Source organism: Micromonospora eburnea (assembly GCF_900090225.1).
GTDB lineage: Bacteria > Actinomycetota > Actinomycetes > Mycobacteriales > Micromonosporaceae > Micromonospora > Micromonospora eburnea.
Genome location: NZ_FMHY01000002.1, coordinates 6,888,510 through 6,900,520 on the forward strand (window position 1 = coordinate 6,888,510; position 12,011 = coordinate 6,900,520).

General features: G+C 71.9%; 10 protein-coding genes and 1 rRNA gene. 4 read left to right on the plus strand and 7 right to left on the minus strand.

Features of this window, described 5'->3' with window-relative positions; all coding sequences use genetic code 11:
- Nucleotides 1-33: 33 nt before the first annotated feature.
- Entirely contained in the window at nt 34-417 is a 384-nt protein-coding gene (locus tag GA0070604_RS30210; RefSeq protein ID WP_091126323.1) for a hypothetical protein, read from the minus strand.
- A 123-nt stretch (nt 418-540) separates the two neighbouring features.
- Here GA0070604_RS30210 and GA0070604_RS30215 point away from each other — a divergent pair, with 123 nt between their 5' ends.
- Nucleotides 541-1,284, plus strand: a complete 744-nt coding sequence (locus GA0070604_RS30215) for a M23 family metallopeptidase (protein ID WP_091126325.1) — start codon at nt 541-543, stop codon at nt 1,282-1,284.
- A gap of 69 nt (nt 1,285-1,353) precedes the next feature.
- The gene (locus GA0070604_RS30220; RefSeq protein WP_091126329.1) at nt 1,354-2,424 is read left to right on the plus strand and encodes a PHP domain-containing protein; all 1,071 of its coding nucleotides are present in this window, start codon (nt 1,354-1,356) and stop codon (nt 2,422-2,424) included.
- 34 nt (nt 2,425-2,458) lie between these two features.
- On the opposite strand, the gene GA0070604_RS30225 is transcribed toward GA0070604_RS30220, so the two are convergent.
- Nucleotides 2,459-3,436 carry a DMT family transporter gene (locus GA0070604_RS30225; RefSeq protein ID WP_208602197.1) on the minus strand — a complete coding sequence of 326 codons (978 nt, stop codon included), beginning with the start codon at nt 3,434-3,436 and terminating at the stop codon, nt 2,459-2,461.
- A gap of 165 nt (nt 3,437-3,601) precedes the next feature.
- On the opposite strand from GA0070604_RS30225, the gene GA0070604_RS30230 reads away from it, so the two are divergent.
- On the plus strand, nt 3,602-5,272 hold the full coding sequence (locus GA0070604_RS30230) for a DUF885 domain-containing protein (RefSeq protein ID WP_091126331.1): 1,671 nt from the start codon (nt 3,602-3,604) through the stop codon (nt 5,270-5,272).
- Nucleotides 5,273-5,339: 67 nt separating this feature from the next.
- Here GA0070604_RS30230 and GA0070604_RS34055 read toward each other — a convergent pair whose 3' ends face one another.
- The 3 genes from GA0070604_RS34055 to nudC form a co-directional block, all read right to left on the minus strand.
- The gene (locus GA0070604_RS34055) at nt 5,340-6,890 is read right to left on the minus strand and encodes a DUF6114 domain-containing protein (protein ID WP_091126334.1); all 1,551 of its coding nucleotides are present in this window, start codon (nt 6,888-6,890) and stop codon (nt 5,340-5,342) included.
- A 92-nt stretch (nt 6,891-6,982) separates the two neighbouring features.
- Entirely contained in the window at nt 6,983-7,600 is a 618-nt protein-coding gene (locus GA0070604_RS30240; RefSeq protein WP_244162124.1) for a DUF6230 family protein, read from the minus strand.
- Between the two features lie 393 nt (nt 7,601-7,993).
- A complete protein-coding gene (gene nudC / locus GA0070604_RS30245; protein ID WP_091126338.1) occupies nt 7,994-8,917 on the minus strand; it encodes an NAD(+) diphosphatase in 924 nt (307 codons plus the stop codon).
- Nucleotides 8,918-9,116: 199 nt separating this feature from the next.
- Here nudC and GA0070604_RS30250 point away from each other — a divergent pair, with 199 nt between their 5' ends.
- The gene (locus tag GA0070604_RS30250; RefSeq protein ID WP_091126340.1) at nt 9,117-10,934 is read left to right on the plus strand and encodes a VanW family protein; all 1,818 of its coding nucleotides are present in this window, start codon (nt 9,117-9,119) and stop codon (nt 10,932-10,934) included.
- 73 nt (nt 10,935-11,007) lie between these two features.
- Here the strand turns inward: GA0070604_RS30250 and GA0070604_RS30255 are convergent, their stop codons facing one another.
- A complete protein-coding gene (locus tag GA0070604_RS30255; protein ID WP_091127521.1) occupies nt 11,008-11,634 on the minus strand; it encodes an NADPH-dependent F420 reductase in 627 nt (208 codons plus the stop codon).
- 176 nt (nt 11,635-11,810) lie between these two features.
- Nucleotides 11,811-11,927 (minus strand): 5S ribosomal RNA (rrf, locus tag GA0070604_RS30260).
- Nucleotides 11,928-12,011 lie beyond the last annotated feature (84 nt).

Genomic DNA, 12,011 nt, shown 5'->3' on the forward strand with positions numbered 1-12,011 from the left:
GCCTTCACTGCGCCGCGACACCGTCACGCGATGTCACCAGAGCGGCCAGTCCCCGCTCTGCGCCCAGCGCAGCGCGACGACGGCCGCCGCGATGCTCCAGCCGCCGGCGGTGACGATCGCAACCCCGGTGGCCACCCCCCGGTCGCCGTACCTCACCAGCACGCCGGAGGCCAGCCAGGCCAGCCCGCCGGCGAGCACCGTCCACCACGCGTAACTGCGCACGTCGTGGCCGAGCAGGCCGAACAGGAGCAGCCAGACGAAGGCGACCGCGGCGCCGGCCGCGACGCCGCCGCCGGTGACCCGGTACGGCTCGCGCCAGGTCGGCCGGGGTGGCGCCCCGGCGGGAAAGAGCCCCGACGGGGTGTACGGCAGCGACCGCGGACCGGTCTCGCCGGGCCCGGCGTACCACCCGTTCATCGCCCCTGCTCCCTTCACCGACGGTGGACGTACCGTGATCACGCAGAGCTACCGTGCCCGGTCCGGACCGGCGGGACGGTCTCGGCGTTCGTCCCTACGGTAGTGGTCTGTCAGGATGACCGGATGCGCTCGCGATCGACCGGACGCCGCGCGTGCGCGGCGTACCCGGTTCTGTTGCTGCTCCTACCGGCCCTGGCCGCCGGGTGCGCCCCCGCCGACCGGCCCGGAGCCACCTCGGGCAACGTGTGGCAGAGCCCGAGAGCCCCGGCCACCGCCGCGCAGCCCGCCAGGACAGCCGCGCCGTCGGACTCCCCCTCCCCGACGCGGGCGGCCCCACAGCACGTCTTCCCGGTACGCGCGAACAACGTCGCCTACCACCCGACGCACTCGGCGTACCCGGGGACGGACATCTTCGCCAACTGCGGCACCCCGTTCGTCGCGGTCACCGACGGCCGGATCCTCGAGGTGAGCCGGGTGGACCGGTTCGACAAGCGGGGCCCGCTCGGGCCCAACAACGGGGGCCTGTCGGTGTCCCTGCTGGGCGACGACGGGGTCCGCTACTACGGGTCGCACCTGAGCGCCATCGCCACCGGCATCGACCCGGACGTACGCGTCCACGCCGGCCAGCCGCTCGGCAAGGTCGGCCGCACCGGCAACGCCAACAACGTCTGTCACCTGCACTTCGGCATCTCCCCGGAGTGTCAGGGGCACGACGACTGGTGGATCCGCCGGGGTGTGATCTGGCCGGCGAAATACCTGGACTCATGGCGGAAGCAGGGCAACCGCGGACCGGCCGCCGAGGTGACCGGCTGGCAGCGCGACCACGGCTGCCCGAAGGCCCCGGCGAAGCCCGGCGGCGGGGGCTGACGGTCGTCCACTCCCGACACCCAGCACGACAACCGGCGCCCGGCGGCCGGTACGCGTAGGTTGCTGGACATGACTGCCCGGGATCCCATCGTCGACCTGCGTCGGATCGCGTTCCTGTTGGAGAAGGCGAACGAGGCCACCTACCGGGTCCGGGCGTTCCGGTCGGCGGCCAACGCGCTCGCCGCGCTGCCCGCCGGGGAGGTGACCGAGCGGGCGCGCACCGGCAAGCTGACCGAGTTGGCCGGGGTCGGTGACGTCACCGCCCGCTGCGTGGTCGAGTCGCTGGCCGGCGAGGAGCCGGTCTACCTGCGCCGGCTGGTCGCCACCGAGGGCACCGACCTGGACGCGGCCGCCGCGGCGCTGCGGGACGCGCTGCGCGGCGACTGCCACACCCACTCCGACTGGTCGGACGGCGGCTCGCCGATCGAGGAGATGGCCCTGGCGGCGGTCGAGCTGGGGCACGAGTATCTGGTGCTGACCGACCACTCGCCCCGGCTAAAGGTGGCCCGGGGGCTGACCGCGGAGCGGCTGCGCAAGCAGCTCGACCACGTGGCCGCGGTGAACGACGCGCTGCCGAAGGGTTTCCGCATCCTCACCGGCATCGAGGTGGACATCCTCGCCGACGGGTCGCTGGACCAGGATGAGGAGCTGCTGGCCCGGCTCGACGTGGTGGTCGGCTCGGTGCACAGCGGCCTGAACGACGACCGGGCGAAGATGACCCGGCGGATGCTCACCGCCGTCGCCAACCCGCACCTGGACATCCTCGGCCACTGCACCGGCCGGATGGTGTCGTCCCGGCCGGCCGGGGTGACGGGGCCGGGCGACCGGGGGCACCGGGCGCGCACCCGCGCCGAGAGCGACTTCGACGCGGACGCCGTCTTCGCGGCCTGTGCCGAACACGGGGTGGCGGTCGAGATCAACTCCCGCCCGGAGCGGCAGGACCCGCCGAAGCGGCTGATCCGCCGCGCCCTGGAGGCCGGCTGCCGGTTCGCCATCAACACCGACGCGCACGCCCCCGGCCAGTTGGACTGGCAGCGCTTCGGCTGCCAACGCGCGGCGCTCTGCGGCGTACCGGCGAACCGGGTGGTCAACACCTGGAAAGCGGATCGCCTGGTCAGGTGGGCCCGCACCCGCCGCTGAGCCGCACCGACCGGCGGCCCCACGACCGCCCGGCTCAGCCCCTTACGGCCGGCTCCGTGACCGCTGCGGCAGGAGTGCCGAGCGCGGGACGCGACCGGCGCCGGCCGAGCACCCCCTGCGCGACCGCCACGCCGAGCAGCACGATCAGCGCGCCCACCGGTTGGTGCCAGTTCATCCGCTCGCCGAGCACCACCGCGCCGACCAGCACCGCGAAGACCGGGATCAGGTACGTGGCGGTGGAGGCGGTGCTCGCCCCGACCACCCGGATGTTGCGCAGGTTGATCACGAAGGCCAGTCCGGTGCCGAGCGCGCCGAGCGCCAGCACGCTGGCGACCACCCGCCCGGAGAGGCCGGACGGCACCGGCGGCGCCCCGGCCACCAGCGGCGCGATCACCGCGAGCTGTGCCGCCGCGACCAGCACCTGCGCCGCCGACAGTGACAGGCCGGAGTGGGCGCTGCCCGCGATGAACTTCGTCTGGTACGGAATGGCGACGCCGTAGCAGGCCGCCGCTGCCAGGCACAGCAACTGGCCGGTGAAGTGCGACCCGCCGACGCCCTCCCAGACGCCGAGCACCACCAGCACACCGGTGAAGCCCAGCCCCAGCCCGACCGCCCGCCGCACGGTCAGCCGCTCGGTACGGAACACCAGCACCGCCAGCGGCAGCACGATCAGTGGCGTGGTGGCGTTCCAGATGCCGGCGAGCATCGACTCCACCCGCTGCTCGCCGAAGCCGAAGAGGGTGAACGGCAGGGACACGCCGAAGGCGGCGACCACCAGCAGGTGCGCCCAGATCCGGGGCTCGCGGGGCAGCCGGTCACGCAGCACGGCCAGCACCACCAGCAGGGTCGCCGCGCCGGTGGCGACCCGGTAGAGGGTGAGGTGCAGCGGGTGCAGCTCGGTCACCCCGACCTTGATGAAGAGGAAGCTGGAGCCCCAGATCACGCCGAGCGCGAGAAAACCGGGCAACCAGCTACGCAGCGCCGCCCGGTCAGGAGTCAAGTCCTTAGTCACTCCTGACACCTTGCCGCAGGGGTACGACGATGTCGCGCGAAAATCGGACCTGGCGTCGACCACCACAACACCCGTCGTTTCGGGCGATGTCGATCCGGCTGCAAGGTGCCTGAACACGGCAAACGCGATCGACAACAGGGTGGCCCGGTCGCGTAGGGTCACATCGTGGGACGAATCGATGACCTCGCCAACCGGTACGTGGCCGACTGGGCCACGCTGAGCCCGACCGGTGCCACCTACGTCGGCATCGCCGGCTACGACAACCAGCTCGACGACCTTTCCCCGGACGGATACGCGGCCCGTACGGACCTGGTTCGACGCACCCTGACCGACCTCGACGCGACCGAGCCGGACTCGGAGGCCGAGCGGACCGCCAAGGAGGCGATGCAGGAGCGCCTCGGCCTGGAGCTCGCCCGGCACGATGCCGGCGAGACCACCAGCGAGGTCAACGTCATCGCCAGCGCGCTGCACAACATCCGCATGGTCTTCGACCTCATGCCGGCCGAGAGCGACGACGCCAAGGCCAATATCGCCGCCCGGCTCAACGGCTTCGCCGGCGCCCTGGAGGGCTACAAGCGCACCCTGCGTGAGTCGGCCGCCGCCGGCAAAATCAGCTCGCAGGTGCAGCTCGTCGAGGTCGCCAAACAGTGCGACATCTGGACCGACCCGAACGGCGACAACTTCTTCCACGGCCTGGCCGAGCGGCTCGGGGCCGACGGCACGCTCGGCGCCGAGCTGCGTAAGGGCGCCGCCGCCGCGACCGCGGCCACCGCCGAGTTCGGGCAGTTCCTCCGCACCGAACTGGCCCCGCACGGCCGGCAGAAGCAGGCCGCCGGGCGGGAGCGGTACGAGCTGGCCTCGCAGTACTTCCTCGGCGCCAAGGTCGACCTCGACGAGACGTACGCCTGGGGTTTCGCGGAGCTGGCCCGCCTGGAGAGCGAGATGCGGGCGGTGGCCGCCCGGATCGTCGGGCCGGGCGCGACCATCGACGACGCCGTGACCGCGCTGGACGCCGACCCGGCCCGCACCATTCAGGGCAAGGAGGCGTTCCGGGACTGGATGCAGGCGCTCGCCGACAAGGCGATCAGCGAGCTGCACGGCACCCACTTCGACATCCCCGAGCAGGTCCGCCGGATCGAGTGCTGCCTCGCACCGACCAGTGACGGGGCGATCTACTACACCGGCCCGAGCGAGGACTTCTCCCGGCCCGGTCGGATGTGGTGGGCGGTGCCGCAGGGCGTCACCGACTTCTCCACCTGGCGCGAGGTGACCACGGTCTACCACGAGGGTGTGCCGGGCCACCACCTCCAGGTCGCCCAGACCGCGGTCCGTGCCGGCCTGCTCAACCGCTGGCAGCGGCTGCTCTGCTGGGTCTCCGGGCACGGTGAGGGCTGGGCGCTCTACTCCGAGCGGCTGATGGACGAGCTGGGCTACCTGGAGGACCCGGGCGACAAGCTCGGCATGCTCGACGGGCAGGCGTTCCGTGCCGCCCGGGTGATCGTCGACATCGGCATGCACCTGGAGCTGGAGATCCCCCGGGACAACCCGTTCGGCTTCCACCCGGGCGAGCGCTGGACGCCGGAGCTGGGCTGGGAGTTCATGCGGGCGCACTGCCGGGTGCCGGACGAGAACCTGCGCTTCGAGCTGAACCGCTACCTGGGCTGGCCGGGGCAGGCCCCGTCGTACAAGGTGGGCGAGCGGATCTGGTTGCAGGCGCGGGAGGAGGCGAAGGCGCGCAAGGGCGCCGACTTCGACCTCAAGGAGTTCCACCGCCAGGCGCTCGACCTGGGCTCGCTGGGGCTCGACCCGCTGCGCCGGGCGCTGAGCCGGCTCTAGCGACGACAGACGGCCGGGAGTCGGAGGTGACCTCCGGCTCCCGGCCGTTTCACGTACCCGGTGTGGATCAGCCCAGGTCGAGCTTGAGCGCCGGCTTGGCGGTGAGCGTGTTGGAGTCGACGAACGCGAGATCGATCACCGGCTCGGTGAAGGTGATCTTCAGCGGCAAGGTGATCGGGATGCCGTCCGGGAGCGGCAGGTCCGGGGTCAGCGTGACCTTGATGCCCTCGAACCGCGCGACGAACCGGGTGGTGTAGAAGGCGACGTCGCCTTCGACGGTGAGCTGGTCGGTGACGTACCGCTGGGTCCGGCCGGCCGGGCCGTCGGCCTGGAGGACGAAGTCGTCCGTCACGGCCTTCGCCATGGTGAACTTCAGGCACTTGAGCGGGCCGTTCTCGGTGGGCAGCTCGGTGATGCCCTCGAACCGCAGCCCGGTCATGGCCAACTTGGAACCGGTGAGCTTGGCGGGCTTCACGGCGACCTGGGGCTGGTCCGGGTCAGCGGCGATCCGGGGCAGCGGTTTCCCCGGTTCGACCGGCTTCGGCTTGGTCGGCGCCGGGCTGGCACAGGGGTCGGCGCCCGGCTTGTCCGGCGTGGTGGGCTTCGCCGACGAGCTGGCGCTCGGCTCCGGCTCCGCGCTGGTCGGGGTGGTGCCGGTCTCGGTCGGCTCGGCGGCGACCGCAGGGGCGGCCGGGCCGTTGGACTCGGGCGAAGACGAGGTGTGGTCACCGGTGAGCAGGCCGGTGATCCCATCGACGATGTCGGTCAGCAGGTTGCCGTCCGAGCCCGTCTCCACCGGGGCCGGAGCCGGGCTGGCCGAGACGGACGCGGCCGGGCTCGGGTCGGCCGCGCCGGGGGTCGGGGCGGCCGGGCCGTGGGTCGGGCAGGTCGCGGGAGCGGCGAGCGCGTGTTCCTCGCCGCGGAGCGCGAACAGACCGGCCAGGGACATGGCGACCGCCAGCAGGATCGCGTACGACTTCGGGCCCCGGTGGGCCGGGTCAGGGCCGACGGACGGCAGGCTCTGGGTGGAGTCGGCAGCCTCCGCCGGGGGCACCTCGCGCAGCGGGTTACGCGACTCGGGCAGTATGTCGGTGAGGACGCCGGTGGTCTCCTCCTCCCGCTGCCGGGGCAGCAGCTCGTCGACGAGGGCCAGTTCCTGCTCGACCTCGTCGTCCTGCTGCGGCCCTTCGTCGACGGCGGGTACGGGCTGCTCGCCGGTGCTCGCCGGTCGGCCGGGCATCCAGGCGAAGCCGAGCCCCGCGCCCACGATGCCCAGCAGCATGCCGAGGAAGAAGCCGCCGAGGTTGACCCCGATCAGCGAGTAGACCGCCGTCACCGCCGCGATGACCGAGTAGAAGATCCGGTGCTGCGGGGTGAACCAGAGAAGCAGACCGCAGACCACCAGGATGGTGGGGATCAGCCAGGCGAGGAAGCCGGTCGGACCCATCTTCAGCGTGAGGCCGGCCAGGGTCGCCTGGGTGGTGCCGAAGATCTCCGCTCCGGCGAGCACGGCGAACAGGCCGCCCCAGAATGGCCGGCTCCGCCGCCAACGCCGGAAACCACGCCAGGCCCGGGTGAACCCGCCGGGTCGGGCGTGCTGCGCGTCCGCGGTTGTCACGGACTCCTCCTAGGAAGGGTGCGGTGATGGTGAGGGTTGCCGAACACGACGGGAGGTCCGCGAAGGGCGCCCTCCGCGGACCTCCGGTCAGCTCAGAAGCACTGCTTGCCGGCGGCGTCGCCGAACGCGTGCACCTTCAGCTTCAGGCCCTTCAGGTTGAAGGTGCCGGCCGTGGTGTAGCGGGCGACCTGCTGGAGCCCGTTGATGGTCACGTGGTCGGCGCTCTGACCGAACGTGCCGGCCTTCGCCGCGGCGCTCAGGTCGCTGGCGTCCTGGCCGATCTTGATGTTGGTGAACTTCGCGTCGCCCGCGAGGGACTCCATCGCGATCAGCATGCCGTCCGCGGTGGCGGGCTCCTTGCCACCGCCGGCCTCGATCCGCAGCACCACGGGCATGCCGGGCAGGCTCGCGTCGACCGACTGGCAGAGCTTGTAGAGGTCCGCGTGGCCGATCTCGGAGATCGCGATCGGCACCGGCGTCGGGTTGTCCTTCTCGTACACGACGCCGCCGTACTGCGTGAATTTGTCGCCCTCAAGCCGCTCGGCACCCACCTTGAACGCGGTGCCGGAGACGGTGATGTTGGCAGCGATGGCACCGTTGGCCATGCCGAACATGATGCCGCCGGCGGCGGCCGCGGCGGGAATCGCCATCGCGGCGAAGCGACGCCAGCGGGTGCCGCCACGCAGCTGGCGGTCTTCCGATTCACTCACGAGGTCCTCCTCGAAGGGGGTGTCAGCACCGATCGCGGGTTGCGGCTCGGGACGGGGGAGAGCGTGGGCGCTTGCGGGTGCCGTTGTGCCGACGGGCCGCGCAGTACGCGAATTGGATGCTCTCGCGATGCGACACACCTCACAAGCCCCGAGCTACTGACCGGTAATAGGCTCGGACCATCAAGATCGCCGATGGTTACCAACGGTTAACAACCAGGCGACCAGCCGCCCCGGGCAAACCACCCCGATTACGACAGGAAGGCCAGCGGGTTTCACCTGCGGTAGGCGCGGCGCACTTTCGTCACAGTTCGGTAACGGAGAGCTGACAAACCGCTGGGGATGACAAAGCGATCACCCGTCCGGCGGGGCCGACTGGCCGTACGGCGCCTCGGTTCAGCTCGCCCGGTCCAGCCACGACTCCAACAAGTGGTGATCGATCGAGTCGATCCGGCCCAACGGGCGCCCGTCGGCCACCCGCGCCCGCAACTCGTCCCGGGTGAACCAGCGCGCGTCCACCAACTCCGCGCCGTCCACCCGTACCTCCGTCGACGCCGCCGTCGCCCGGAAACCGGCCATCAGCCCCGCCGGGAACGGCCACGCCTGCGACCCCTGGTACGACACCTCGACGACGGTCACCCCGGCCTCCTCGGCCAACTCCCGGCGTACCGCGTCCTCCAGGCTCTCGCCGACCTCGACGAACCCGGCCAGCGTCGACCACGACCCCTCCGGCGCGCCCCGGTGCCGGGCCAGCAGGCAGCGCTCCGGCTCGCCCGGTGCCTCGACCAGCACGATGACCGCCGGCTCGATCCGGGGAAACAGGAGCCGCCCGCAATCGGCGCCGGTACACGAACGGGTGTGCCCGCCGTCCCGCGCCGCCGTCGGCGCCCCACAGCCGCCGCAGTATCGCTGCCCCCGATGCCAGTGCAGCAACCCCTTGGCGTACGCCTGCACGGCCGCCTCGGCCGGCGTCAGGCCGCCCACCAGGGCCCGTACGTCCACCGGTTCGGCCGCACCGGCCAGCGCCAGCGCGTCCCGTTCGGGCCGCCCGGAGAGATCCGCGGCGAAGACCGCCCGACCCGCGTCCAGCCCGAGGAAGACCGTCTCGTCGGCTGCGGCGAGCAGCCCCGCGGCGTCGACGGCCGCCAAGCACACCGGTGCCCGGTCCGCCGAGACCAGGCAACGGTCCCGCCAGAGCGGCAGCAGCACGCTCTCCCGGTCGGTCAGCCGCGCGGCGATCCACCCCGGGTCGGTGCGCAGCCCTGCCGCCCGGTCCAGCCACCCGCCGCCGTACGCCAAGCCCCGCTCATCCGTCCGCACCCGAACACCGTCCCACGGCCGCCGACAGCGTGGGACACCAGGCCCGGGTGATCATTGCGGGACGCACGCCGGCCGGGCGAAACGCTGCCTCCGGCGGTCGCCCCACCGGAGACTCCCGGCCAGCTCCGGCGTTGGTTACCGTAGGTGTCTTCCGGGTGGGGAAAGTGGTCCCCCCGTGGTACTCCCGATCGAGGTTGCTGTGACGCTGTACGGCGAAAAAGTGCCGCCCGCCGACGACCGGCCCACCGTGCAGGTGACGGCGGTGAGCTGGCCGGACGACGACCCGGCACCCGCCGTCGCACCGGCACCGGCCCAGCCGGCCCGGGCATGGTTCAAGCGCCGGCGGGTGCTGCTCGCCGGCGGGATCGCCGCGGCCGTGCTCGCCGCGGCCGCCGGGGCCGGCACCTACGCGTACGCGGGGGACGTGCCCCGGGGCACCACCGTGCTCGGTGCCGAGCTGGGCGGCCGGAGCCGGGCCGACGCCGCCCATGCGCTGCGTGCCGAACTGGACCGGCGGTCGGCGGCGCTGACCGCCCCGATCGCCGTCACCGTCGGCAAGAAGAGTGTCGAGGTGAAGCCGGCCGACGTCGGCCTCGCGATCGACGTGGACGCCACCGTGGCGGCGGCTGCCGCCGCCGAGGCGCACCCGGTGAGCCGCCTCGTCGGTTCCCGTACGGTCCACCCGGTGGTCACCGTCGACACCGCCCGACTGGACGCCGCCCTGAACCGCGCACTGGGCGACCAGGGCCGGGAGATGACCATGCCGGCCATCATCTTCACCGGCACCACCCCGAAGCCGGTCTACCCGAAGCCGGCCCTGACGGTGGACCCGACCGGCGCGGCCGAGGCGGTCAAGGCGGGCTGGCTCGCCGGCCGGCCGGTCACCGTGCCGCTGGTCGAGAAGTGGCCGGCGACCAGCCAGGCGGACGTGGACCGGCTCATCGCCGAGCTGGCCAAGCCGGCGGTGGCGGCTCCCGTCACCCTCTCCACCGATCACGGCTCGGTCACCATCCCACCCACCGCGATCGCCCGCGGCCTGCGCTTCTCCGTCGATGACGCGGGCACGCTCACCCCCCGGGTGGACGTGAAGCGGCTGCGTACCGCCCTGGGCGACCGGCTGGCGAAGATCGAGGTCGAGCCGAAGAACGCGGGCCTGACCATCGCGGGCGGCAAGCCGAAGGTGGTGCCCGGCCGGGCCGGCCGGCAGGTCGACGCGACCGCGCTGAGCCGCGACCTGCTCGCCGTGCTGCCGAAGGCGGACGGTCGCACGGTGACCGCCTCGCTGAAGACGGCCGAGCCGGAGCTGACCGAGTCGAAGCTGACCACGCTCGGCATCAAGGAGCAGGTCTCCACCTTCACCACCCGGTTCCCCGGCGGTCTCTCCTCGCCCCGCAGCCAGAACATCGTGCAGGCCGCCAAGGACGTGGACGGCACGATCGTGAAGCCGGGCGAGACGTTCTCGCTCAACGCCCACACCGGCGAACGCGGCTACGACCAGGGCTACCAGGACGCGCCGACGATCGTCAACGGCAAGCTGGTGCCGGGCGTGGGCGGCGGCGTCTCCCAGTTCACCACGACGCTGTTCAACGCGACCTACTACGCCGGCCTTGAGGACGTCGAGCACAAGCCGCACTCGTTCTACTTCAGCCGCTACCCCGCGGTGATCGAGTCGACGATCTACTGGCCGCAGCTGGACTTCAAGTTCCGCAACAACACCCCGTACGGCGTTCTGATCGACACGTCCTACACGTCCAGCACCATCACCGTGTCGATCTGGAGCACCAAGATCTACGACAGCGTCAAGACCGAGTACGGCCCCCGCCGGAACATCACCCAGCCGAAGACGGTCTACCTGGAGCCCGGCCCCAGGTGCATCTCGGCCGAGGGCAGCGTGGGCTTCGCCCAGGACGCCTACCGGGTCATCACCAAGAACGGCAAGGTGGTCAAGCGGGAGAAGTTCAGCTGGCGCTACGACCCCGAACCGCGTTTCATCTGCGCCCCCAAGCCGCAGGACTGACGTCCGTCGAGGTCAGGCACCGAGAAGCCCCGCCGGCCGTGTCGCCGGCGGGGCTTCCTCGTCTCGTACGCCCTCAGGGCCGCGCCTCGGCCAGCCCCTGCCGTACGCCGTCCGCGTCGCGGTCGGCGCCGTAGACCGGGGTGCCCGGCTGCTGCCGCCAGCTCCCGTCGAGGGTGCCACCGTCCACCGGATCGAAGCCCAGCTCGTCGACCAGTTCCATCACCACCCGCTTGGCGGCGGAATCGTCGCCGGCCACCGGCAGGGCGATCCGGTCGGGTGCGCCGGCCGGCCGCCCGTTGTCCATCAGGTGCGGTGCCCGGATGGTGTTGAAGACCTTCACCACCTGAGCGCCCTTGAGGTGCTCGGCGGTCCAGCGGCTGGAGCTGAGGCTGCGATCGAGCAGCTCGGGAATGTCGCCATCCCGCTCGGGGTAGTAGTTGTCCGCGTCGACGACCAGCTTGCCGTCGAACAGGGCCGCCGGCAGGTCCGGCACCGCCCGGACCGGGACCGCGACGATCACCAGCTCCGCCCCCTGCACGGTCTCCTCAAGCGTGCCGGCCGTGGCGCCGGTCTCCGCCGCCAGGTCGGTCAGGCTCTGCGGGCCGCGCGAGTTGGTCACGGTCACGTCGTGGCCCAGCGCGCACAGCCGACGGGTGAGCGTGCCACCGATGTGGCCCGACCCGATGATTCCGATCTTCATGACCACTCCTGCCTCCGCCAGCACGGCCGGGGCGCCCGAGGCGGCCCCGCACCGACCGTACGAGACCCGCCAGGCGATGGGCGGGGATTCGCGAAGCTCGGACCGCCGGGCAGCAGGAAAGGTCCGCACAAACGCAGTCAGGGTCACCCCGAAGGGTGACCCTGACTGGAAAGATTGTCCGGCGGTGTCCTACTCTCCCACACCCTCCCGAGTGCAGTACCATCGGCGCTGGAGGGCTTAGCTTCCGGGTTCGGAATGTGACCGGGCGTTTCCCCTCCGCCATGACCGCCGTAACTCTATCGACATATCAAACAACCAACCAACCCAAACCTTGTTGGGGGTGTTGTTCGTTTGTCGGGAGTTGCACAGTGGACGCG

Excerpts from the sequence above, each read along its gene's own strand:
- GA0070604_RS30210 (WP_091126323.1), bottom strand. The coding sequence starts at position 417 with ATGAACGGGTGGTACGCCGGGCCCGGCGAGACCGGTCCGCGGTCGCTG.
- GA0070604_RS30215 (WP_091126325.1), top strand. The coding sequence starts at position 541 with ATGCGCTCGCGATCGACCGGACGCCGCGCGTGCGCGGCGTACCCGGTT.
- GA0070604_RS30220 (WP_091126329.1), top strand. The coding sequence starts at position 1,354 with ATGACTGCCCGGGATCCCATCGTCGACCTGCGTCGGATCGCGTTCCTG.
- GA0070604_RS30255 (WP_091127521.1), bottom strand. The coding sequence starts at position 11,634 with ATGAAGATCGGAATCATCGGGTCGGGCCACATCGGTGGCACGCTCACC.